Genomic DNA, 21,024 nt, shown 5'->3' with positions numbered 1-21,024 from the left:
ACACTCATTGGAAAAGGACGAAACCTATGCGCTCACTGCGCCGGGTGGCGATTCTGGGCGGCAACCGGATTCCTTTTGCCCGCTCCGACGGAGCCTATGCCACCGCCAGCAACCAGGCGATGCTCACAGCAGCGCTGGAAGGGTTGATCGAACGCTTTTCCCTGCATGGCCTGCAATTGGGCGAAGTGGCTGCCGGGGCGGTGCTCAAGCACTCAAGGGACATGAACCTGACCCGCGAGTGCGTGCTTGGCTCGCGCTTGTCGGCGCAGACCCCGGCCTACGACCTGCAGCAAGCCTGCGGTACCGGGCTGGAAACCGCGCTGCAGGTTGCCAACAAAATCGCCCTGGGGCAGATCGACAGCGGTATTGCCGGGGGAGTCGATACCATCTCCGATGCACCGATCGCGGTCAATGAAGGCTTGCGCCGGATCCTGCTGCAGGCGCATCGGGGCAAGAGCACCGCCGATGAACTCAAAGCTTTTCTCAAGCTGCGCCCCAGGCACCTGAAGCCGCAATTGCCCCGTAACGTCGAGCCGCGCACCGGGCTTTCCATGGGGCAGCACTGTGAGCTGATGGCGCAGACCTGGCAGATCTCGCGCCAGGATCAGGACCACCTGGCCCTGCTCAGCCATCAGCACATGGCGGCGGCCTATGCCGAGGGCTGGCATGAGGATTTGCTCACGCCGTTCCTGGGCCTGAGCCGCGACAACAACCTGCGGCCCGATGTGACCCTGGAAGCGCTTGCCAACCTCAAACCCGTGTTCGAGCAAGGCGAGAAAGCCAGTCTCACGGCAGGAAATTCCACGCCGCTGACTGATGGCGCCTCGTTGGTACTGCTGAGCAGTGAACACTGGGCACAAGCGCACAATCTTGAGGTGCAGGCCTATCTGCTTGACGGTGAAACCGCCGCAGTGGACTTCGTCAAAGGTCAGGAAGGGTTACTGATGGCCCCGGTCTACGCCGTACCGCGTTTGTTGGCGCGCAACGGCCTGACCCTGCAGGACTTCGACTTCTACGAAATTCATGAAGCCTTTGCGGCGCAAGTGCTGTGCACGCTCAAGGCCTGGGAAGACCCTGACTATTGTCAGCATCGCCTCGGCTTGAACGCGCCACTTGGGGCCATCGACCGCAGCAAGCTCAACGTCAAAGGCAGTTCACTGGCGGCCGGGCATCCGTTTGCCGCCACCGGCGGGCGCATCCTCGCCAACATGGCCAAGTTGCTCGCCACGGCCGGCAAGGGCCGTGGCCTGATTTCGATCTGCGCTGCCGGTGGTCAAGGCGTAACCGCGATCATTGAGCGCTGAGCAGCGTTGCTGCAGGCTCCGGGGCTGGGCGATTGGCGTAGTGCTCGGCCATGATCGAGCAGACGATCAGCTGCAACGGGTGGTAGATCATGATCGGCAGCAGAATCAGGCCCAAGCCTGGGTGTGCACCGAAGATCAGCGCGGCCATCGGCGCACCCGCAGCCAGCGACTTTTTACTGGCGCAGAACACCGCTGCGACTTCATCGGCCGGGCTCAGCTTCAGCACGCGGGCGCTGCGTGTGGTCAGCCAGAGAATCAGCGCCAGCAGCAGCGCGCTGCCCGCGAATGCGGTAAGCAACACCGCGTTACCTTGCTGTTGCCACATGCCCGAGACCATTGAGTTGCAGAACGCAGCGTAAACCAGCAGCAGGATCACCAGCTTGTCGATGATGTTGGTGTAGCGCTTGTGCCGGGCAAAAAAGCGCCCCAGCCACGGGCGCAGCAACTGACCGAGCAGCAGTGGCAACAACAGCAGTGCACACAGGTCCAGCAGGGTGGCACCCAGGTCGATGCCGTTGCTACCGCTGCCGACCACCAGGCTGACCAGCCACGGAGTGATGAAGATACCCAGGACACTGGACAGGCTGGCGTTGAGGATCGCCGCCGGTACATTGCCACCGGCACTACCGGTCAGGGCCACGGAAGACGAGATAGTCGAGGGCAAGGCGCACAGGTAGAAAAAGCCCAGCATCAGCAGCGCAGGCAGATGACTGCCAAACAGGCTGTTGGCCAACCACCACAGCGCGGGAAAGACGATAAAGGTGAAACCCTGCACCATCAGGTGCAGGCGGCCGTTTTTCAGGCCGCGACCGATCTGCTCGCCAGACAGGTTGATGCCGTGCAGGAAAAACACCAGGAATACACCGATGTTGATCACGTATTCAGCGTGCATCGCGCCGCCACTGCGGCCAACATTGGGAAACAGCCACGCCAGCAAGGTGGCGAGGAACATGCCACACAGGAACCAGTCGGTGACCACGCGTTTGAAGTGTTTGAGCGCATGCATAGGCTAGCCTTCGAATCATTTTGTAATCATTGAGTGCAGAGGCTACGCTCGGTGGATGATTTCCGTCTTGCGACATAAGGCCAAGTGATGCCGATAAACGGACAGCAACCCTCACCTCGTCCGATTCCTGTGCTTGAGCAACTGCCCCGAGCGCTTTACGCACGCGCCGAAAGCCTGGGGGCTGGCTCGTGGACGCCGCATCATCAGCACGACTGGGTGCAGTTTTCCTACGCGATCAGTGGCGTGCTGGGCGTGTACACCGACGAAGGCAGTTATTTTGCCCCGCCGCAGTGGGGGGTGTGGATTCCAGCGGGGGTTGAACACAAGGTAGTGACTTCGATGCAGGCCGAGATGCGCAGCCTGTATGTACGCCGCGACGCGTCCAGCTGGGCGCCGGGGCACTGCCGGGTGCTGGAGGTCACGCCGCTGGCACGTGAGCTGATCAAGCAGTTTTGCCTGCTGCCGGTGGACTATCGCGAAGACGACAGTGCCGATGCACGGTTGGTGGCGGTATTGCTGGATCAGTTGCAGGCCCTGCCTGAGGTCGGATTCTCTTTACCCTTGCCCAAGCACCCGCGTTTGCTTGAGCTGTGCAATGAACTGCTCGCCCACCCGGAGCAGGGGCAAAGCCTCGGGCAATGGGCGCAACGCTTGAATACCTCGGAAAAAACCCTGACACGGCTGTTTCAACGTGAAACCGGCTTGAGCTTTCGCGGCTGGCGCCAGCGTATGCGCCTGTTGTCGTCATTGACCGCACTGGAAGCCGGGCAAAGTGTTACCGAGGCGGCATTGGGCAGTGGCTATGACTCGACCTCGGCCTATATTGCAGCGTTCAAGAGCCTGTTCGGCTTTACCCCGGGCGGTTTGCGGCTGTAGCGGTAGCGAAATCTGGCGATTTTTGTGAACGATTGTGCACAGTCACTTACAAAAACTATGGCAAGTCAGGCCGATTGCCGTTACAACGCAGTGCGGCCTTGCTCCAGTGGCAAGCCGGTACCGCAGCGGTGACCTATAAAAAATCACGTGTCTGGCAAAACAGGATCCCCGACAGAAGCCGATGAAGACTCCAAAACGCATTGAACCACTGGTTGAAGATGGACTGGTCGATGAAGTACTCAGACCATTGATGAGTGGCAAGGAGGCCGCCGTGTACGTGGTGCGCTGCGGGAAGGAATTGCGCTGTGCCAAGGTCTACAAGGAGGCTAACAAACGCAGCTTCCGTCAGGCCGCCGAGTACCAAGAGGGGCGCAAGGTGCGTAACAGCCGCCAGGCGCGGGCCATGGCCAAAGGCTCCAAGTACGGGCGCAAGGAGGCAGAAGACGCTTGGCAGAACGCCGAAGTGGCGGCGCTGTTCCGCCTGGCCAATGCCGGTGTGCGGGTGCCGCGGCCCTACGACTTTCTCGATGGTGTGCTGCTGATGGAGCTGGTGGCCGATGAGTATGGCGATGCGGCGCCACGGCTCAACGATGTACAGCTTGAGCCTGAGCAGGCGCGCGAGTACCACGCCTTTATCATTCGCCAGATTGTGCTGATGCTGTGTGCCGGGCTGGTGCATGGCGACTTGTCGGAGTTCAACGTGCTGCTCGGGCCCGACGGGCCGGTGATCATCGATTTGCCACAGGCCGTGGACGCGGCGGGCAACAACCATGCCTTCAGCATGCTTGAGCGCGATGTCGGCAACATGGCGGCCTATTTCGGACGCTTTGCCCCGGAGCTGAAGGAAACCCGTTTCGCTAAAGAAATGTGGGCCCTGTATCAGGCCGGTGAACTGCTGCCAGAAAGCGAACTCACCGGTCTGTTCCAGGAAGAGCAGCGCAGCGCCGATGTCGCTGGGGTGATGCGCGAGATCGATGCCGCACGCTTTGAAGACGCTCGTCGGCGCGCCGGCCGGGAAGAGGCCGAGCGAGGCTCAAACAAGAATGAAGAGCCTGCCCCGCCTTGGATGCAATAACCCGTCAGTGACAGCAACTGCTGCCGGCTGCCAGGTCCTTGAGGATCGGGCAGTCGGGGCGGTCGTCACCCTGACAATGGGCGACCAGTTCGCTGAGGGTGTCGCGCAGGCTGACCAGCTCTTCGATGCGCCGGTTGAGGTCATCGATATGCTGACTGGCCAAGGCCTTGACGTCGGCACTGGCGCGCTGGCGGTCCTGCCACAGGGTCAGCAGGCGGGCGACTTCCTCCAGTGAAAAGCCCAGGTCGCGCGAGCGCTTGATGAACGCCAGGCTGTGCAAGTCTTCCTGCTGATACAAGCGATAACCACTGTCGCTGCGCAGCGCCGGTTTAAGCAGGCCGATCGACTCGTAGTAGCGGATCATCTTGGCGCTCAGCCCGGAGCGGCGAGCAGCTTGGCCGATGTTCATTGCACGTCTTCCTGTGGTGGCGTTTCGGGTTTCCAGGTTTTCAGCAACAGCGCGTTGCTGACCACGCTGACACTGGACAGTGCCATCGCGGCACCAGCCAGCACCGGGTTGAGCATGCCGAAGGCAGCCAGTGGAATCCCGATCAGGTTGTAGATAAAGGCCCAAAACAGGTTTTGGCGAATCTTCGAATAGGTTTTGCGGCTGATCTCCAGCGCTGCGGGCACCAGGCGCGGGTCGCCACGCATCAGGGTGATACCGGCCGCCTGCATCGCCACATCCGTGCCGCCACCCATGGCGATACCGATATCGGCAGCCGCCAGGGCAGGGGCATCGTTGATCCCGTCGCCGACCATCGCAACCACACCCGACTGCTTGAGCTCGGCCACTTTTGCCGCTTTGTCGCCCGGCAGTACTTCGGCGTGTACGTCGGCGATGCCCAGGGCTTGCGCGACGACCGTAGCGCTGCCGCGGTTGTCGCCGGTCAGCAGGTGGCTGCTGATGCCCTTGTCGGCCAGTTGCCGAACAGCCTGGCCAGCACCGGCCTTGAGGCTGTCACCGAAGGCGAACAGGCCCAGCACGCGCAACTGCGGGCTGCGTTCGATCAACCACGACAGGGTCCGGCCTTCGGCTTCCCATTCCTTGGCATACACCGCCAGACCTTCAGGTTGCAGGCCACTCTCGTCGAGCATGCGGCGGTTGCCCAAGGCCAGTTCGCGGCCGTCCAGGCTGCCGGCGATGCCGCGTCCGGTCAGTGACTGACTGTTGCTGATATCGGCAACCACCAGGCCTTGCTCTGCACAAGCGTCCAGTACCGCCTTGGCTAACGGGTGCTCACTGCCACGTTGCAGGGCGCCGGCCAGTTGCAGCAATTGCGCCGGTTCGCCGACAGCAGCTTTGCTGTGGACAATGCGTGGGCTGCCGGAGGTCAGGGTGCCGGTCTTGTCGAACACCACCCGGTTGACGTCATGGGCACGTTCCAGCGCTTCGGCATCTTTGATCAGAATGCCGTGGCGGGCGGCGACGCCGGTACCGGCCATGATCGCCGTTGGCGTGGCCAGGCCTAGGGCGCAAGGGCAGGCAATTACCAGTACAGCCACGGCGTTGATCAGTGCGGTCTCAAGCGGGGCACCGGCCAACCACCAGCCCACCACGGTGATCAGCGCCAGCACCAGCACCGCCGGGACGAACACCTGGCTGACACGGTCTACCAGCTTCTGGATCGGGGCCTTGGCTGCCTGGGCGTCTTCCACCAGGCGGATGATGCGCGCCAGTACCGTTTCGGTACCCAATGCCAGGGTACGCACCAGCAGGCGGCCTTCACCGTTGATTGCACCACCGGTGACTTTGTCACCGGGTTGTTTCGGCACCGGCAGGCTTTCGCCGCTGATCAAGGCTTCGTCGGCGTGACTCTGGCCTTCGATCACTTCACCGTCTACCGGGAAGCGCTCGCCGGGTTTTACCACGACGATGTCGCGCAGGCGCAGTTCGCTGATCGCCACGTCGCGCTCCTGGTTATCCACCAGCAGCAGCGCGCGTTCCGGACGCAGGGCTTCCAGTGCGCGGATGGCGCTGGCGGTCTGGCGCTTGGCTCGGCTTTCCAGGTATTTGCCCAGCAGAATCAGGGCAATCACCACGGCGGACGCTTCAAAGTACAGGTGTGGCATTTCTCCGGGGCTGGCCTGGGCCCATTGGTAGATGCTCAAGCCGTAACCCGCGCTGGTGCCGATGGCGACCAGCAAATCCATGTTGCCAGCGCCGGCGCGCACGGCTTTCCAGGCCGCGACGTAGAAACGCGCACCGAGAATGAACTGTACCGGCGTGGCCAGGACGAATTGCGCCCAGGCCGGCAACATCCAGTGAATGCCGAAGGGTTGCAGTACCATCGGTAACACCAGTGGCAGCGCCAGCAGTACCGCGAGGGCAACCGACCAGCGCTCCTTGCGCAGGCGGCGTTCGGCATCGGCCTGGTTGTCGTGGGTGCTTTTCGGCAAGGTGGCGGAATAGCCCGCGTGAGTGACCGCGTCGATCAGCAGTGCGCTGTCGAGCTGGCCCAGCACCTGAATGTGCGCACGCTCGTTGGCCAGGTTGACGCTGACCTGTTGTACCCCAGGCACTTTGGCCAGGGCTCGTTCGACCCTGCCAGCGCAGGACGCACAGGTCATGCCGCCAATTTGCAGCTCGAGGGTCTGGCTCGGCACGTGGTAGCCGGCTTGTTCGACGGCCTTGACCAGCTCCGGCAAGCTATCGGCCGGTGCTTGAATCCGCGCCTGTTCAGTGGCGAGGTTGACGCTGACTTGTTCGGCGCCGCTGACTTTACGCAGCGCCCGTTCGACCCGGCCAGCACAGCTGGCGCAGGTCATGCCGGCAATCGGCAGATCGAAAGTGGTAGATGCAGACATGAGCACTCCTCCTTGGACAGGCCATCAGCATCAACCTTGCCACGCGGGGAAGGTCAATACCCCAGGCCAGCTCTAATCAATGTGAGGCCATTTTGATCGACTGCAATCCGGTATTTATTGATCTGCCCAGCCTGTAGTCGCAAGCGGTTGCTGCGCTGATTCTCGATCCCTGGTTGGCAACCCTGTGCCTGGCCGGGCAAGTAGCGCAGGCGCACATCGAGGTCACCCGGGGGCAGATTGAATGAAGTGGACTGTTCCTGAAACAGGCGACCGGCCAGTTGATCGTTGATGTACACGCCAATCTCACAGGACGTCGCCACTTCCAGGCGCTCGCGCGAGATGATCAGAATGCTGTAGTCGGTGGGCCCGGCGGCGCTGGCTTGATTAAGCATGCCGAAAATACCCAGCAGGCCGAAAAGGCCGAAAGCTGCCCTGCGCATGAAATGAAACTCCTGCATCGTCAATCGTCAGGTTCGCAGCTTGGCCGACCCGGCCGACGATTTCCAGCCCGGCAGCGTACAGAGGAACTTGACCTTACCCCGGTGGCAAGCTTGAAACTGCGTCAAAACCCACAGGAGGTAGTTCCCATGCAAGTGTTCACTGTTCAAGGAATGACCTGCGGCCACTGCGTCAAGGCCGTAACTCGCGCTGTTCAAGCTCAAGATGCCGCTGCCGTGGTTGAAGTCGACCTGGCGCAAAAGCAAGTGAAAGTAGAAAGCTTGCTGAAAGCCCCGCAGATTCTTGAACTGATCCGCGAGGAAGGTTATCAGGCCGAAGCCGTCTGAGCCCCGCAGGCCCGTACGGCGAACGAAAGATTCGCGGCGCGGGCCTAACTCTTCACAGCGCAATCCCGGCAGGGCGGTTACACTAGCAGACTTGCTTAGCTTGCTATGGATTTCCGATGAACCTGCGAACCATCCTGATTCTGGGAGCCCTGAGTGCGTTCGGGCCCTTGGCAATCGACTTCTACCTGCCAGGCTTTCCGGCGATGGCGCTGGCCTTTGGCACTGACGAAAAACACATCCAGACCACCCTGGCCGCGTACTTTCTGGGCTTGTCCATCGGGCAACTGGCCTATGGACCGGTGGCCGACCGTTTTGGCCGCAGGATCCCGCTGCTGTTCGGTGTGTGCCTGTTTACCCTGGCGTCGTTGGCCTGTGCCTTTGCCCCCAACCTGGAAACCCTGATTGCGGCGCGCTTCGTTCAGGCCTTGGGCGGTTGTGCCGGGATGGTGCTGTCGCGGGCCATCGTCAGTGACAAATGCGATGCGATCGCTTCGGCCAAGGTGTTTTCCCAATTGGTGCTGGTGATGGGCCTGGCGCCGATTCTGGCGCCGATGCTTGGTGGGGTGTTGGTCAACGCTTACGGCTGGCAGTCGATCTTTGTTGCCCTGACGCTGTTCAGTGCCGCGTGCACCGTGGCGGTAGCCATCGGTCTGCCGGAAAGCCTACCGGCCAATCAACCACGCCAACCGCTCTCCGGTGCCTTGCGCCAGTACGGACGCTTGCTCAAGGATCGGGTGTTCATTGGCCATGCCCTGACGGGCGGGATTGCGATTGCCGGGATGTTTTCCTACATCGCCGGCTCGCCGTTCGTCTTTATCAAACTCTATGGCGTACCGGCCGAGCACTATGGCTGGCTGTTCGGTAGCAATGCCGCCGGCTTCATTCTGGTCGCGCAGATCAATGCGCGGCTGCTGGCCAAACGTGGGCCGTCCTTTCTGCTGGCTCGGGCGGTGTGGGTGTACTTGGCGGCGGGCTTGACCCTGCTGGCAGTCAGCGCCCTGCACCCGGCCAAGCTCTGGCCGCTGCTGATTCCGCTGTTCATCTGTATCGCCAGTTTGGGCTGCATCATCCCCAACGCTTCGGCGTGCGCCATGAATGGGCAAGGCGCACGGGCCGGGAGTGCTTCGGCATTGCTCGGCTGCTTGCAGTTCAGCGTTGCTGCTGGTGCTGCGGCGTTGGTTGGTGTACTGCACGATGGCAGCGCCATGCCGATGGCCATGGTCATCAGCTTGTGTGGATTGGCGGCGGTAGCGATGGCAATGCTGACTCGTCGCTTACAGTTCAGCCGACCCGTTTGAGCGGATGAGGCGCCTGTAGCCGGGCCTGCAAGGTGGTGACGAAGGCACGGGCTTCGGCCTCGCTGCGAAAGCTCACTACCTGCTGGTCCAGGCGAACTTGCCAGGGGCATCCGGGCTTCTGGCTTGATGCACTGACTTGAATGATCATCGTGGCATACCTGCGGTTAGCGTTGGCTGAAGAATTGTAGCGCTGCCCCACCGCAGGGAAATGACCTGGATCAGTTGTCGGACTGACGGTCGTGCCCACCCCTTCAGCGGGGTGGGCGTATGGCGTCAGAAGCCTTCGAGGACGATCTTGCCCTTGGCCGCACCGCTTTCAAGCAGGGCGTGCGCGCGCCGCAGGTTGGCCGCATTGATGGTGCCGTAGTGCTCGCCCAGGGTGGTCTTCAGCGTGCCGGCGTCGATCAGTTCGGCCACCCGATTGAGCAGGTTGTGCTGCTCGATCATGTCGGCGGTTTCGAACAGCGAGCGGGTGTACATGAACTCCCAGTGCAGCGACAGGCTCTTGCGTTTGAGCAAGCCGACGTCCAGTTGCTTGGGGTCGTCGATCAGCGCCAGTTTGCCTTGCGGGGCCAGGGCCTCGACCAGTTGTGGCAGATGCTGGTCAGTCTGGGTCAGGCTGGCGACATGGGTCACATGCTCGATACCTTGCGCCTTGAGCGCTTCGGCAAGCGGCTTGCGGTGGTCGACCACCAGGTCCGCGCCCAGCTCAGTCACCCAGGCTTGAGTCTGCGGGCGCGAAGCGCTGCCAATCACAGTGAGGCCGGTCAATTGGCTGGCCAGTTGGGTAAGAATCGAGCCGACTCCACCGGCGGCGCCGACGATCAACAGGCGCTGGCCCAGGTCGTCTTGCCCTTGCGCTACCTGCAGGCGCTCGAACAGCAGCTCCCAGGCGGTGATGGCGGTCAGCGGCAAAGCTGCTGCTTGGGCAAAACTCAGGGTTTTGGGCATGTGGCCGACGATGCGTTCATCGACTACATGCAGCTCACTATTGCCGCCAGCGCGGGCGATAGAGCCTGCGTAATAGACCTTGTCGCCTGGCTGAAACAGGCTGACTTCACTGCCTACCGCCGTGACCACACCGGCCACATCCCAGCCCAGCACCTTGGCTTCACCGTCCTGCGGCTGCACGTTCTGGCGCACCTTGGTGTCGACCGGGTTGACGGAGATGGCCCGTACTTCGACAAGCAGGTCCCGTGGTCCCGGCTCAGGTGCGGGTAGCTCAATATCTTGCAGCGCGGCCGGGTCAGAAATGGGCAGGGACTGGTAGTAGGCAATGGCTTTCATCAAGTGTGTCCTGAAGGGGAGAGCGTTGGGCGTCATGATTAGCGCTTTCACTTACTGTTAAAAGCCGCAAGAAGCACAGATACTTTCAATAATTTATTGATAATTGAGGGCGACGCTGTGCGATTCGATGACTTGCAGCTGTTCGTGCGTACTGCAGAACTGGGCAGCTTGTCCGCCGCCGCGCGGCTGCTCGACCTGTCCCCAGCGGTCGCCAGTGCGGCCCTCAAACGCCTGGAACAACAACTGGGTACACGCTTGCTGGCGCGCTCTACCCGCAACCTGCGCCTTACCGCCGAGGGCGAAGGCTTTCTGTCGCACGCTCGCCGTGCGTTGGCCAGCCTGGAGGAAGGGCAGCGGGAACTGGCGCGCGGGCAGGATGAGGTCAGTGGCGTTCTGCAGTTGTCTGCGCCGTCAGACTTCGGCCGCAATGTGCTGTTGCCCTGGCTGGATGAATTGCAACGCGAACACCCGAAGCTGTCGGTGCGTTTGTTACTGGGCGACCGCAATGCCGATTTGTTTCGTCAGCCCGCAGACATTGCCCTGCGTTATGGCTCACCAGAAGACTCAAGCCTGGTGGCGCTGCCTGTGTGCCTGGAAAATCGGCGGGTGTTATGTGCTTCCCCGGATTATTTGGCTCGCCATGGTGAGCCCGCGAGCGTCGCGCACCTGGCTCAGCACAATTGCTTGCTTTATCAGTTGGGCAGCCGTGTTCACGATCATTGGCGATTTGGGCGGGGGGCCGCACAGGTCGGTGTCACTGTCACCGGTGATCGATTCTGTGACGACGCCGATGTAGTGCGGCGTTGGGCACTTGCAGGTTATGGCATCGCTTACAAGTCCTGGTTGGACGTGGCGTTCGATGTGCAGGCTGGGCACTTGAAGGTGCTGTTGCAGCAGTTGGAGGGCGAGCCTGCGCCGTTGAACCTGATGTGCACGCATCGGGCGCAGTTGGGTAAGCCAGTGCAGTTGCTGCGCACTGTACTCAAGCAGCGTTGCCAGCTGTTGATCGAACAATTGGCAGGCCTGAGCCACTGAGGTGCTTTTTGGTATTACAGAACTTGCCTATTTATTTGTAGCTTTTGAATACATGAACCGTAGGCTTAATGTCTGGTTTTTTTATAGTTTTTGATTTGAAAGTTGAAACGGGCAGGCATGGAAAGCGCTTCTTCAACACCTGTATCGAAAATTAACCTGTGAGCCTGTCGAAGGCGGTGTGCCTATGGTTTGGCAGAGCAGCGCTATTTTACCCGGGTAGTCTTGCCGGAACCGGGAAACAGTGCCTTTGAGGCGGCTTATAATGATTCGCGCAGTCACTTTTAGTGAGATAAGTCTCCCTGGCAAAGGCCGGAAAGTATAGCGCTCACGCTTAACTTATCCGTCTGTAGAACGGGCTGGCTGCTGGTGTAGTAACACCACAACTTCTAGTTGAGCCGCTCTGGCATCGGGGACCTCGCAGTGACTGCTGCTGGCATGGTTAATCAATCGATTTCAGATGTGATCTCGCAGGGAGTTTGAGATATGAAACCAGTAACAAGTATCAGCCAGATCGCCAGCTTGCTGGCGGACCCAAAACGCAGTGCAATGCTCTGGGCCTTGATCGACGGTGTGGCGCGGCCTTCTGATGAACTGGCAGACATGGCAGGCCTGACGCCCTCTTCGGCCTGTGCCCATTTAGCAAAGTTGTCGGCCAGTGGTTTGCTCAAATTGGAGCCGCGCGGAAGGAAACGTTATTTCCGGCTGGCGGGGCCTGAAGTGGGCGCAGCGGTCGAAGCCTTGGCCAGTGTCCGGGTCATTACCCGGGAAGCGCAGGCGCCCGGCGTCAATGATGGCATTCCATTGTCGATGCGTCGTGCACGGCTATGTGGTGATCATCTGGGCGGTGAGTTGGCGGCGGATCTGTATCAGCGCCTGTTCGACGCCGGTTGGCTGGAGGGTACGGATCAGCAGATCGAGGCAACCCATGAAGGTCGGGCGCAGTTGGCCCGCTATGGCATCTTCATTGAATCCCTGGCCCGCCATCAAGGCAAAAGTTTCACCAGTTGCCGCTGCTGCAGCGAGTGGAGTGACCATCGACCCCATCTTGGCGGCGCCTTGGGCAGCAGTTTGCTGAAACTGTTCATGCAGTCTGGCTGGATCCGCGAAAGTGAAACCTCACGCAGGCTTCACATCAATGCAGCAGGCTTGCACCAGATCAACCGGATTGCTTACCCGATGGCGTTGAAATCGGTGAGTTAGCAGCCAATGGCAAGCCCGCTTGCTGCTGGAGCAGGCTTGCCACGCGATGGGGCAGAGTGTCAGGGCTTGATCAAGCGCGCATCCAGGCTGTTTTGCGCCAACCGCCGTGCCTGATCCTCGGTCATGCCCAGGTGAGTGTGCAGGGCATGGAAGTTTTCTGTCACATAGCCGCCGAAGTACGCAGGATCGTCCGAGTTCACGGTGACCTTCACGCCACGCTCGAGCATGTCGAGAATGTTGTGCTGGCTCATATGATCAAACACGCACAGCTTGGTGTTGGACAACGGGCAGACGGTCAGCGGAATCTGCTCATCGATAATTCGTTGCATCAGCCGCTCGTCTTCAATGGCGCGTACACCATGGTCGATGCGCTGAATTTTCAGCAGGTCGATGGCTTCCCAGATGTACTCGGGCGGGCCTTCCTCGCCAGCATGAGCAACGGTCAGGAAGCCTTCGCTGCGGGCGCGGTCGAAGACGCGCTGGAACTTGCGCGGGGGATGGCCCATTTCCGAGCTGTCCAGGCCAACGGCGATAAAGGCATCGCGATATGGCAGGGCCTGATCGAGGGTCTTGTGTGCCTCCTCTTCACTCAGGTGACGCAGGAAGCTTAGGATCAACCCGCTGCTGATACCCAGTTGCTGCTGGCCATCTTTGAGTGCGCGGCTGATGCCATTGAGCACCACTTCGAACGCAATGCCACGGTCGGTGTGGGTTTGCGGGTCGAAGAACGGCTCGGTGTGAATGACGTTCTGCGCCTTGCAACGCAACAGGTAGGCCCAGGTCAGGTCGTAGAAGTCCTGCTCGCTGCGCAACACGTCGGCGCCTTGGTAATAAAGGTCGAGAAACTCTTGCAGGTTGTTGAACGCATAGGCCGAACGCAGCGCTTCGACGTCGTTCCAGGGCAGGGCGATCTTGTTGCGTTCAGCCAGGGCAAACAGCAACTCGGGCTCCAGCGATCCTTCCAGGTGCAGGTGCAATTCTGCCTTGGGCAGCGCGTTAAGCCAGTCGTACATAGAGTCTGTTTCTCATCAGGTGCGGTTGCCAGCATTCTACAGAGGTTGCCCGCGGCTGGCCGAGAAAGCTGACCGGGTGGTGCCTGTGCGTCGCTGCCTGTGTGTAGCAGATGGCCCTGTGGCAGCACCCATCGATCGAAGCTACGCTTGGGTGGCAGGTGGGAACCTATCGAGAATAATTATAAATGAGTAAATTACTTACGTTTCGCAATAACTCATTGAGCGTGTTGAAAGCAGAGTGGCCAACGTTAGTGTTGTGGTCGTTTTTGTTGTCGCCGCTGTTATTTCGCTTGGTAGTGAGCTATCAGTACTCCAAGATCGACCTTCTGGTTTTTTATACCATTGCCATTTCTTTGTTATGGCTGGTGGCAATCCGTTTTGTTTCAGCTAACCAGTTCAAGGTTCATCTGCTGCTGTTACCGTTCTATCTGGTGGCGAGTATCGACCTTTTTCTGGTACTGAATTTTGGCGCACGCTTGACGGCGGCCTACTTATTTATTGGCCTGACCAACTACAAGGAAGCCAGTGATTTTTTATCGACCTACTGGCAGTCGATCAGCAGCGTTCTGGCGGTGTTTGTCCTGTGCTACGGCGTTGGCTTGGCAGGGCTGTATAAGCGTAAGTTGTATCAGAGCAAAATACTGTTTCTGCTCGCCGTCAGTGGCTTGCTGCTGGGGTATGGCGCGTACTTTTATAAAACCGTGAAGGTCAATTCACTGACCCAGGGTGCGGTCCTTGACCTGGTGGCCAAAGATCAAAGCACGCCCGTGGGTTATCTGTCGCAAATGGGGCTTACGGCAGCGCTGTACCTGGAGTCGAAAAAGCACGTCAAACAGCGTCTGGAGTCGGACGTTGTTATCACCAGCATCGCCGATACCTCCAACATCGAAACCATTGTCTTTGTGATCGGTGAGTCGTCGCGGCCACACAACTGGTCGCTTTACGGCTACCACAAGGACACTACGCCCAACATCGCCAAGCAGACGGGGATTTTCAAGTTCAACAACATGTGCACGACCGCGCCCTACACCTCGGTTGCCGTGCCCTCGATGCTGAGCCTTCAGCACATCCAGGATTGGGACGCGATAGCTTCGACAAAATCCCTGGTGGGTATCTACCGGGCCGCCGGCTATGCAACCTATTGGCTGTCGTCGCAGGAAGTCGACAGTTTTGGTGGCATCATTCCGCAGATTGCGGCCGAGGCCCAGCACCGTCAGTATTTTGAGCGCAGCTATGACGGTGCACTGATTCCGGAATACCAGCGGATACTTGAAAAAGCAGGTACGGAGAAACAGGCGATATTCATCCATATCAAAGGCAGTCACTTTGATTATTCGCGGCGTTACCCCGAAGAATTCAACCAATTCAAACCGGCGACCGATAGCGCAAAAGACAAACTCACAGCCGAATATGACAATGCAGTCTTATACACGGACTGGCTGTTGAGTACGCTTATTGAAGGTTTGAAGTCAAACGGGCGACCATCGATTTTGCTGTACTCTTCGGACCACGGCGAGAACCTACTGGATGACAGTCGTGAGTTGTTAGGTCATGGCATGGGCAACGAATATGATCTTGCCGTCTCGGCATTTGTCTGGGCATCCGGCAATGTTTCAGATCAGCAAATGCTCAAGCTTGCAAAGTTGAAGGAACGGGAAGGGCAGCGTGTAAGCACTTCTTCGCTGTCGCATACACTGTTGAATCTGACCGGCATTTCGATGCCGGAATACGACAGCACGCATGATCTGTTGAGCAACGACTTCGTAACATCGAAATGCCCGCATATGCTGGGCACTGGGTATGTGCCAGCGTTCGATTTTGATGCGAGCAGGTTTGTGCTGGCGAAATAGGCCAGCCCGCGTTCAGCAGGCTGGCCCATGCCGTCCCCGCTGCTTTACCAGATCAGGCTGTCGCCCTTGTAGTTGATAAAGTGCAGGCCGCCTTTGCCTTCGTGGGCCTTGATTTGTTCAAGCATGCCACGGGTGCTGGTGAGCACATCGATCTCGGCGTTTTCGCCGCCCATATCGGTTTTCACCCAGCCCGGGTGCATGGCCAGCACCGTCTGCGGCGGTTGTTGCAAGGTGACGAAGCTGTTGATCATCGAGTTCAGCGCCGCCTTGCTGGCTTTGTACAGGCAGATCTCGCTGCCGTCGGGAATGGCAATGCTGCCCAATATCGAGCTCATGAACGCCAGTACGCCGTTTTCGTTCAGTTGCGGGGCAAAGCGCTGAGCGACGCGGATCGGTGATACCGCGTTGGTCATGAACAGATCGCCAACGTCAACCAGTTGGACACGTTCGGCGTTCTGGTCACCTGGGCCCATCACCCCGGCGTTGACGAACAGCAGGTCGAAACGCTGGCCCGTGAGCTGTGCTTGCAGTGCATCGAGCTGCTCGGTGCTGTTCATTTCCAGGGTTTGTACCTGCACGCCCGGTATCGCCGCCAGTGCCGGTGCCTTGGCAGGGTCGCGGACGGTGGCGACAATGTTCCAGCCATCTTCCTGCAGACGCTGTACCAGGCCAAGGCCGAGCCCGCGTGAAGCACCAATGATCAGGGCGGTTTTGTTCGAAGGCATGGATGAGCTCCTTTCAATGGATTGGTCGTTGATCAAAGAATAACCAGTCTAGTCAAAGCGTGGCTGAACAGGCTATTGGTGAAGGGTTACACGGCTTATCCACAGTTTGCTCCACAGTATCTGTGAGCAAGCACACATGCTGGGTATAAGCGTCGTGAGGCTTCCTTCGAGGGGTAATAAATGGGGATAACTCACTGATTTTCGGACGGTTGATGGACTGTCATCAAATCTTGATCAAAATATGATCGTTTGCCTGGAGGCCGCGCAAATAAAGGCGTACAGGCGAGTGCTCAGAGCTTATCCACAGCCAGGCCCACAGTGAATGTGGGCAAATGCTCAGCGCCGTTCGAGCACAATCCGGCCGCGGCTCAGGTCCGCCAGCTGGCGTTGCACAGGCTCGATCTGTTCTTCACCCAAGGCCAGCAGCAAATCGACACCGTTGGCAGTGAAGTGCTCTTCAAGAACCAGACCGTCCGCTTCTGCCACTCTTATCTTGAGCAGCGCCAATTCGCTGAAGCTGCAACTGCAACTGACTTCGCTGCGGCTCACCAGCAAGCGCTTTTCCGCCTGCTGCAGGCATTTATTGGCACCGCCACCGTAGGCGCGAGCAAGGCCCCCGGTGCCGAGCTGAATACCGCCGTACCAGCGGATCACCAGTACCACCACCTGGTCACAGTCTTGCGCTTCGATGGCCGCGAGGATCGGGCGCCCGGCGGTACCTCCGGGTTCACCGTCGTCACTGCTGCGGTACTGCGCGCCGAGCTTCCAGGCCCAGCAATTGTGGGTGGCTGCAAGGTCACTGTGTTGTTCAATGAAGCTCATGGCCTCGGCGGCGCTGGTGATCGGCGCTGCCAGGGTAATGAAGCGGCTCTTGCGAATCTCTTCGCGAAACTCGCAAGTGTCGAGCAGGGTAAAAGGCATAAACGCAGGTTCAGTCGGGAAGTTTCAGGCCACAGCCTTTGAGAATGATGTGGATAAGATTGTTGCTGGCATCTTCCATGTCTTGTTTGGTCAGGCGGCTACGGCCGGTGACTTGGCAGATCTGGGTGGCGAAATCGGCATAGTGTTGGGTGCTGCCCCACAGCAGAAAGATCAAGTGGACCGGGTCGACCGGGTCCATCTTGCCGGCGTCGATCCAGGTCTGGAACACCGCAGCACGGCCTTTGAACCACTCGCGGTAGTCCTGGCTGAAATAGTCGCTCAGGCATTTGCCGCCACTGATGATTTCCATGGCGAAGATGCGCGACGCCTGAGGGTTGCGCCGGGAGAACTCCATCTTGTTGCGGATGTAACTGCTAAGCGCCTGGGCGGGGTCGTCATCCACACTCAGGGCGTTGAAGGTGCTGTCCCACAACTGGATGATGTTGCTCAGCACCGCGACATACAGGCTGAGTTTATTGGTGAAGTAGTAATGCAGATTCGCCTTCGGCAGCCCGGCCTTGAGGGCGATGGTGTTCATGCTCGTGCCTTTGAAACCATGGCGGGCGAACTCGTCTTCAGCAGCCTGGATGATGGCTTGCTCATTCTTCTGGCGAATTCGCCCGGCGGGCTTGCCCGGGGTGGTGACATGATGCGCAGGGACTTCAAAGGACATGGGCGGTTCCAGACAAGGCAATGGGTATCACTTCAGATTGGCTAACCTACCAGCAATAGCCTTCAGCGAGTAGCTGCCAGGCTCTCCAGAAAACTCTCCAGAACCAGATGCGGACGCCGCCCTTTACGCGTTACCCAGCACAGGCTCAGGTCATAGAAACGCTGCGCAGGCTTCAGGGCGCGCAGTCGGCCTTGTTGCACCCAGAAGCTGGCGTAGTGATCCGGCAGGTAGCCAATGTAGCGTCCGGTGAGGATCAGAAAGGCCATGCCTTCGCGGTCCGAGGCGCTGGCGGTGCAGTTCAGCGCCTGGTAGTGCGCCTGGACATCGGCGGGCAGGCGGAAGGTCGGGGCGATGGCGTCCTGGGTATTGAGGCGATCGTCGTCCAACTGGCGGTCGTCGGCATAAAACAACGGATGGCCAACGGCGCAGTAGAGCAACGAGCGCTCGCTGTACAGCGGCTGGTACTCAAGGCCCGAGAGTGGGCTGGTCTGCGGTACCACGCCGACGTGCAGGCTGCCGTCGAGCACGCCTTGTTCAACCTGGCTGGGAGCGATCATGCGGATCTGGATACGCACATCCGGGCCACGATCCTTGAGCTGGGCCAGGGCGTGGGTAATGCGCATGTGCGGCAAGGTCACCAGGTTGTCGGTCAGGCCGATGTTCAGTTCGCCACGCAGGTGCTGGTGCAGGCCGTTGACCTCAGTGCGAAAGCTCTCCAGTGCACTGAGCAATTGCAGCGCTGATTGGTACACCTCGCGGCCTTCCTCGGTGAGCGAGAAACCGGCACGTCCACGCTGACACAAGCGCAAGCCCAGGCGTTGCTCCAGATCGCTCATCTGCTGGCTGATAGCCGAGCGGCCAATGCCCAGGACGTTTTCCGCCGCTGAAAAGCCCCCACACTCGACGACGCTGCGGTAGATCTTCAGAAGACGGATGTCAAAATCGCTGACTTGAGCGAGAGGATCGGGGCGTCGGCTCATAGTTTAGTGTTCGTCTATCTGAAGATTAGAAAAGTTGGCTTTTCCAGACTTTATCGTCATGACAACTTAGTCGCAACAACACTTATCGCTGCTCAATTGCCTTGCGAGGACTTGCCCGATGAATCTGCCTGAAAACGCTCCTGTCGGTTTGGCCAGCCAGCTCAAGCTGGATGCCCACTGGATGCCCTATACCGCTAACCGCAATTTTCAGCGCGATCCACGGTTGATCGTTGCTGCTGAAGGTAGCTACCTGACCGACGACAAGGGCCGCAAGGTCTATGATTCGCTGTCGGGCCTGTGGACCTGCGGTGCCGGTCACACCCGCAAGCAAATCCAGGAAGCCGTATCGCGTCAATTGGGCGTGCTCGATTACTCGCCAGCCTTCCAGTTCGGCCACCCGCTGTCGTTCCAGCTGGCCGAGAAAATCACCGAGCTGACGCCAGGCAACCTCAATCACGTGTTCTACACCAACTCCGGTTCCGAGTGCGCTGACACGGCGGTGAAGATGGTGCGTGCCTACTGGCGCCTGAAAGGCCAGGCCACCAAGACCAAACTGATCGGCCGTGCCCGTGGTTACCACGGTGTGAACATCGCCGGTACCAGCCTGGGTGGCGTGAACGGTAACCGCAAACTGTTCGGCCAACTGCTGGACGTCGACCACATCCCGCACACCCTGCTGGCCAGCAACGCTTTCACCAAGGGCATGCCGGAAGAGGGCGGTATTGCCCTGGCCGATGAAATGCTCAAGCTCATCGAGCTGCATGACGCCTCGAACATCGCCGCCTTGATCGTTGAGCCGCTGGCCGGCTCCGCCGGTGTACTGCCGCCGCCGAAGGGCTACCTGAAACGCCTGCGTGAAATCTGTGACCAGCACAACATCCTGCTGATCTTCGACGAAGTGATCACCGGCTTCGGCCGTATGGGCACAATGACCGGTGCTGAGGCGTTCGGTGTGACCCCGGATCTGATGTGCATCGCCAAGCAAGTCACCAACGGTGCGATTCCGATGGGTGCGGTGATTGCCAGCAGCGAGATCTACCAAACCTTCATGAACCAACCAACGCCGGAATACGCCGTGGAATTCCCACACGGCTATACCTACTCGGCGCACCCGGTCGCATGTGCTGCTGGTATCGCGGCGCTGGAGTTGCTGGAGAAGGAAAACCTGGTGCAGGCCGCCGCCGAACTGGCACCGCACTTCGAAAAAGTGCTGCACGGCATCAAGGGTGCGAAGAACATCATCGACATCCGTAACTACGGCCTGGCGGGCGCGATCCAGATCGCTGCACGTGACGGCGACGCCATCGTGCGTCCTTACGAGATTGCCATGAAGCTGTGGCAAGCCGGCTTCTACGTGCGCTTTGGTGGTGACACCCTGCAGTTCGGCCCAACCTTCAACAGCCAGCCGCAGGAACTGGACCGCCTGTTCGACGCGGTTGGCGAAGCGATCAACTCGGTCGCCTGATCGATACACCTTATATAAGAAGAGGGCGCGAGTACGCTCGCGCTCAGATAAAGCCCCTTTCTGGAGTTTTGCATGAGCACTGTTCAACATTTGATCAATGGCGAGTTGGTCGCTGCTAACGAGCGCACCGCTGATGTCTTCAACCCGTCTACCGGCCAGGCGATCCACAAGGTAGCCCTGGCCAGCAAGCAAACCGTGCAACAGGCCATCGACTCAGCCAAGGCCGCTTTCCCGGCCTGGCGTAACACCCCGCCGGCCAAACGCGCTCAGGTGATGTTCCGCTTCAAGCAATTGCTGGAGCAGAACGAGGCCCGTATTTCTCAGCTGATCAGCGAAGAGCACGGCAAAACCCTGGAAGACGCTGCCGGTGAACTCAAGCGCGGCATCGAGAACGTCGAATTTGCCTGCGCGGCCCCCGAAGTGCTCAAAGGCGAATATAGCCGCAACGTGGGTCCGAACATCGATGCCTGGTCTGACTTCCAGCCGCTGGGTGTAGTTGCCGGTATTACCCCGTTCAACTTCCCGGCCATGGTGCCGCTGTGGATGTACCCGCTGGCCATTGCCTGTGGTAACTGCTTCATCCTCAAGCCTTCGGAGCGTGATCCAAGCTCGACGCTGCTGATTGCCCAACTGCTGCACGAAGCTGGCCTGCCTAAAGGTGTGCTGAACGTGGTGCACGGTGACAAGGAAGCGGTTGACGCGCTGATCGAAGCGCCTGAAGTC

21 protein-coding genes (1 of these 21 only partly in view) are annotated in these 21,024 nt (G+C 59.5%); 10 read left to right on the top strand and 11 right to left on the bottom strand.

Annotated features, from left to right (window positions below; all coding sequences use genetic code 11):
- Positions 1-26: 26 nt before the first annotated feature.
- Entirely contained in the window at positions 27-1,304 is a 1,278-nt protein-coding gene (locus tag ACP6KB_RS24585) for an acetyl-CoA C-acetyltransferase (protein WP_442110002.1), read from the top strand.
- Here ACP6KB_RS24585 and ACP6KB_RS24580 read toward each other — a convergent pair.
- Positions 1,291-2,310 carry a bile acid:sodium symporter family protein gene (locus ACP6KB_RS24580; protein WP_442110000.1) on the bottom strand — a complete coding sequence of 340 codons (1,020 nt, stop codon included), beginning with the start codon at positions 2,308-2,310 and terminating at the stop codon, positions 1,291-1,293. The genes ACP6KB_RS24585 and ACP6KB_RS24580 overlap by 14 nt on opposite strands.
- An 87-nt stretch (positions 2,311-2,397) precedes the next feature.
- Here ACP6KB_RS24580 and ACP6KB_RS24575 point away from each other — a divergent pair, with 87 nt between their 5' ends.
- Positions 2,398-3,186, top strand: a complete 789-nt coding sequence (locus tag ACP6KB_RS24575; RefSeq protein WP_442109998.1) for an AraC family transcriptional regulator — start codon at positions 2,398-2,400, stop codon at positions 3,184-3,186.
- 181 nt (positions 3,187-3,367) lie between these two features.
- The gene (locus tag ACP6KB_RS24570; protein ID WP_442109996.1) at positions 3,368-4,261 is read left to right on the top strand and encodes a PA4780 family RIO1-like protein kinase; all 894 of its coding nucleotides are present in this window, start codon (positions 3,368-3,370) and stop codon (positions 4,259-4,261) included.
- A gap of 4 nt (positions 4,262-4,265) precedes the next feature.
- Here the strand turns inward: ACP6KB_RS24570 and cueR are convergent, their stop codons facing one another.
- The 3 genes from cueR to ACP6KB_RS24555 are packed head-to-tail and all read right to left on the bottom strand — an operon-like array spanning position 4,266 to position 7,509.
- Positions 4,266-4,670 carry a Cu(I)-responsive transcriptional regulator gene (gene cueR / locus ACP6KB_RS24565; protein WP_442109994.1) on the bottom strand — a complete coding sequence of 135 codons (405 nt, stop codon included), beginning with the start codon at positions 4,668-4,670 and terminating at the stop codon, positions 4,266-4,268.
- The gene (locus tag ACP6KB_RS24560) at positions 4,667-7,069 is read right to left on the bottom strand and encodes a heavy metal translocating P-type ATPase (RefSeq protein ID WP_442109992.1); all 2,403 of its coding nucleotides are present in this window, start codon (positions 7,067-7,069) and stop codon (positions 4,667-4,669) included. The genes cueR and ACP6KB_RS24560 overlap by 4 nt, the downstream gene beginning before the upstream one ends.
- A 53-nt stretch (positions 7,070-7,122) precedes the next feature.
- Positions 7,123-7,509 carry a hypothetical protein gene (locus ACP6KB_RS24555; RefSeq protein WP_442109990.1) on the bottom strand — a complete coding sequence of 129 codons (387 nt, stop codon included), beginning with the start codon at positions 7,507-7,509 and terminating at the stop codon, positions 7,123-7,125.
- Between the two features lie 147 nt (positions 7,510-7,656).
- Here ACP6KB_RS24555 and ACP6KB_RS24550 point away from each other — a divergent pair, with 147 nt between their 5' ends.
- Positions 7,657-7,854 (top strand): heavy-metal-associated domain-containing protein, encoded by a 198-nt coding sequence (locus ACP6KB_RS24550; RefSeq protein ID WP_442109988.1) that lies wholly within the window; start codon positions 7,657-7,659, stop codon positions 7,852-7,854.
- A 116-nt stretch (positions 7,855-7,970) separates the two neighbouring features.
- Positions 7,971-9,152: a multidrug effflux MFS transporter gene (locus tag ACP6KB_RS24545; RefSeq protein WP_442109986.1), complete on the top strand. Its 1,182-nt coding sequence runs from the start codon at positions 7,971-7,973 to the stop codon at positions 9,150-9,152.
- On the opposite strand, the gene ACP6KB_RS24540 is transcribed toward ACP6KB_RS24545, so the two are convergent.
- Both ACP6KB_RS24540 and ACP6KB_RS24535 read right to left on the bottom strand, forming a co-directional pair.
- On the bottom strand, positions 9,136-9,300 hold the full coding sequence (locus ACP6KB_RS24540) for a hypothetical protein (RefSeq protein WP_442109985.1): 165 nt from the start codon (positions 9,298-9,300) through the stop codon (positions 9,136-9,138). The two genes, ACP6KB_RS24545 and ACP6KB_RS24540, sit on opposite strands and share 17 nt — an antisense overlap.
- 125 nt (positions 9,301-9,425) lie before the next feature.
- Complete coding sequence (locus tag ACP6KB_RS24535) at positions 9,426-10,439, bottom strand: zinc-binding alcohol dehydrogenase family protein (protein ID WP_442109983.1); 1,014 nt, start codon at positions 10,437-10,439, stop codon at positions 9,426-9,428.
- A gap of 117 nt (positions 10,440-10,556) precedes the next feature.
- Between ACP6KB_RS24535 and ACP6KB_RS24530 the strand changes: the two genes are divergently transcribed.
- Together ACP6KB_RS24530 and ACP6KB_RS24525 are read left to right on the top strand one after the other, a co-directional pair.
- The gene (locus ACP6KB_RS24530; RefSeq protein ID WP_442109981.1) at positions 10,557-11,474 is read left to right on the top strand and encodes a LysR family transcriptional regulator; all 918 of its coding nucleotides are present in this window, start codon (positions 10,557-10,559) and stop codon (positions 11,472-11,474) included.
- A 483-nt stretch (positions 11,475-11,957) separates the two neighbouring features.
- Positions 11,958-12,674: an ArsR/SmtB family transcription factor gene (locus tag ACP6KB_RS24525; protein WP_442109979.1), complete on the top strand. Its 717-nt coding sequence runs from the start codon at positions 11,958-11,960 to the stop codon at positions 12,672-12,674.
- A 59-nt stretch (positions 12,675-12,733) separates the two neighbouring features.
- On the opposite strand, the gene ACP6KB_RS24520 is transcribed toward ACP6KB_RS24525, so the two are convergent.
- Positions 12,734-13,687, bottom strand: coding sequence for an adenosine deaminase (locus ACP6KB_RS24520; RefSeq protein WP_442109977.1), 954 nt, complete (start codon positions 13,685-13,687; stop codon positions 12,734-12,736).
- A 185-nt stretch (positions 13,688-13,872) separates the two neighbouring features.
- On the opposite strand from ACP6KB_RS24520, the gene ACP6KB_RS24515 reads away from it, so the two are divergent.
- Entirely contained in the window at positions 13,873-15,537 is a 1,665-nt protein-coding gene (locus tag ACP6KB_RS24515; RefSeq protein ID WP_442109975.1) for a phosphoethanolamine transferase, read from the top strand.
- A 44-nt stretch (positions 15,538-15,581) separates the two neighbouring features.
- Here ACP6KB_RS24515 and ACP6KB_RS24510 read toward each other — a convergent pair whose 3' ends face one another.
- The 4 genes from ACP6KB_RS24510 to ACP6KB_RS24495 form a co-directional block, all read right to left on the bottom strand.
- Positions 15,582-16,262, bottom strand: a complete 681-nt coding sequence (locus ACP6KB_RS24510) for an SDR family oxidoreductase (protein WP_442109973.1) — start codon at positions 16,260-16,262, stop codon at positions 15,582-15,584.
- Between the two features lie 336 nt (positions 16,263-16,598).
- Positions 16,599-17,183 (bottom strand): IMPACT family protein, encoded by a 585-nt coding sequence (locus ACP6KB_RS24505; RefSeq protein ID WP_442109971.1) that lies wholly within the window; start codon positions 17,181-17,183, stop codon positions 16,599-16,601.
- 10 nt (positions 17,184-17,193) lie between these two features.
- A complete protein-coding gene (locus ACP6KB_RS24500; RefSeq protein ID WP_442109969.1) occupies positions 17,194-17,856 on the bottom strand; it encodes a TetR/AcrR family transcriptional regulator in 663 nt (220 codons plus the stop codon).
- Positions 17,857-17,918: 62 nt separating this feature from the next.
- Positions 17,919-18,836 (bottom strand): LysR family transcriptional regulator, encoded by a 918-nt coding sequence (locus ACP6KB_RS24495; RefSeq protein WP_133216596.1) that lies wholly within the window; start codon positions 18,834-18,836, stop codon positions 17,919-17,921.
- Between the two features lie 118 nt (positions 18,837-18,954).
- On the opposite strand from ACP6KB_RS24495, the gene ACP6KB_RS24490 reads away from it, so the two are divergent.
- Both ACP6KB_RS24490 and ACP6KB_RS24485 read left to right on the top strand, forming a co-directional pair.
- Positions 18,955-20,301, top strand: coding sequence for an aspartate aminotransferase family protein (locus ACP6KB_RS24490; protein WP_442109967.1), 1,347 nt, complete (start codon positions 18,955-18,957; stop codon positions 20,299-20,301).
- Between the two features lie 72 nt (positions 20,302-20,373).
- Positions 20,374-21,024 carry the beginning of a CoA-acylating methylmalonate-semialdehyde dehydrogenase gene (locus tag ACP6KB_RS24485; RefSeq protein ID WP_442109965.1) on the top strand. 843 nt of this gene lie beyond the right edge of the window, so only the first 651 of its 1,494 coding nucleotides appear in the window; its start codon is at positions 20,374-20,376; its stop codon lies beyond the right edge, outside the window.

Origin of the sequence: Pseudomonas sp. NUPR-001, from assembly GCF_052147955.1 — a bacterium.
Taxonomy (GTDB): domain Bacteria; phylum Pseudomonadota; class Gammaproteobacteria; order Pseudomonadales; family Pseudomonadaceae; genus Aquipseudomonas.
This window is presented reverse-complemented; position numbering and strand designations above follow the sequence as displayed.

What these genes read in the sequence shown, in the direction of transcription:
- ACP6KB_RS24585 (WP_442110002.1), top strand. Translation starts at nt 27, where the DNA reads ATGCGCTCACTGCGCCGGGTGGCGATTCTGGGCGGCAACCGGATTCCT.
- ACP6KB_RS24580 (WP_442110000.1), bottom strand. Translation starts at nt 2,310, where the DNA reads ATGCATGCGCTCAAACACTTCAAACGCGTGGTCACCGACTGGTTCCTG.
- ACP6KB_RS24575 (WP_442109998.1), top strand. Translation starts at nt 2,398, where the DNA reads ATGCCGATAAACGGACAGCAACCCTCACCTCGTCCGATTCCTGTGCTT.
- ACP6KB_RS24570 (WP_442109996.1), top strand. Translation starts at nt 3,368, where the DNA reads ATGAAGACTCCAAAACGCATTGAACCACTGGTTGAAGATGGACTGGTC.
- cueR (WP_442109994.1), bottom strand. Translation starts at nt 4,670, where the DNA reads ATGAACATCGGCCAAGCTGCTCGCCGCTCCGGGCTGAGCGCCAAGATG.
- ACP6KB_RS24560 (WP_442109992.1), bottom strand. Translation starts at nt 7,069, where the DNA reads ATGTCTGCATCTACCACTTTCGATCTGCCGATTGCCGGCATGACCTGC.
- ACP6KB_RS24555 (WP_442109990.1), bottom strand. Translation starts at nt 7,509, where the DNA reads ATGCGCAGGGCAGCTTTCGGCCTTTTCGGCCTGCTGGGTATTTTCGGC.
- ACP6KB_RS24550 (WP_442109988.1), top strand. Translation starts at nt 7,657, where the DNA reads ATGCAAGTGTTCACTGTTCAAGGAATGACCTGCGGCCACTGCGTCAAG.
- ACP6KB_RS24545 (WP_442109986.1), top strand. Translation starts at nt 7,971, where the DNA reads ATGAACCTGCGAACCATCCTGATTCTGGGAGCCCTGAGTGCGTTCGGG.
- ACP6KB_RS24540 (WP_442109985.1), bottom strand. Translation starts at nt 9,300, where the DNA reads ATGATCATTCAAGTCAGTGCATCAAGCCAGAAGCCCGGATGCCCCTGG.
- ACP6KB_RS24535 (WP_442109983.1), bottom strand. Translation starts at nt 10,439, where the DNA reads ATGAAAGCCATTGCCTACTACCAGTCCCTGCCCATTTCTGACCCGGCC.
- ACP6KB_RS24525 (WP_442109979.1), top strand. Translation starts at nt 11,958, where the DNA reads ATGAAACCAGTAACAAGTATCAGCCAGATCGCCAGCTTGCTGGCGGAC.
- ACP6KB_RS24520 (WP_442109977.1), bottom strand. Translation starts at nt 13,687, where the DNA reads ATGTACGACTGGCTTAACGCGCTGCCCAAGGCAGAATTGCACCTGCAC.
- ACP6KB_RS24515 (WP_442109975.1), top strand. Translation starts at nt 13,873, where the DNA reads ATGAGTAAATTACTTACGTTTCGCAATAACTCATTGAGCGTGTTGAAA.
- ACP6KB_RS24510 (WP_442109973.1), bottom strand. Translation starts at nt 16,262, where the DNA reads ATGCCTTCGAACAAAACCGCCCTGATCATTGGTGCTTCACGCGGGCTC.
- ACP6KB_RS24505 (WP_442109971.1), bottom strand. Translation starts at nt 17,183, where the DNA reads ATGCCTTTTACCCTGCTCGACACTTGCGAGTTTCGCGAAGAGATTCGC.
- ACP6KB_RS24500 (WP_442109969.1), bottom strand. Translation starts at nt 17,856, where the DNA reads ATGTCCTTTGAAGTCCCTGCGCATCATGTCACCACCCCGGGCAAGCCC.
- ACP6KB_RS24495 (WP_133216596.1), bottom strand. Translation starts at nt 18,836, where the DNA reads ATGAGCCGACGCCCCGATCCTCTCGCTCAAGTCAGCGATTTTGACATC.
- ACP6KB_RS24490 (WP_442109967.1), top strand. Translation starts at nt 18,955, where the DNA reads ATGAATCTGCCTGAAAACGCTCCTGTCGGTTTGGCCAGCCAGCTCAAG.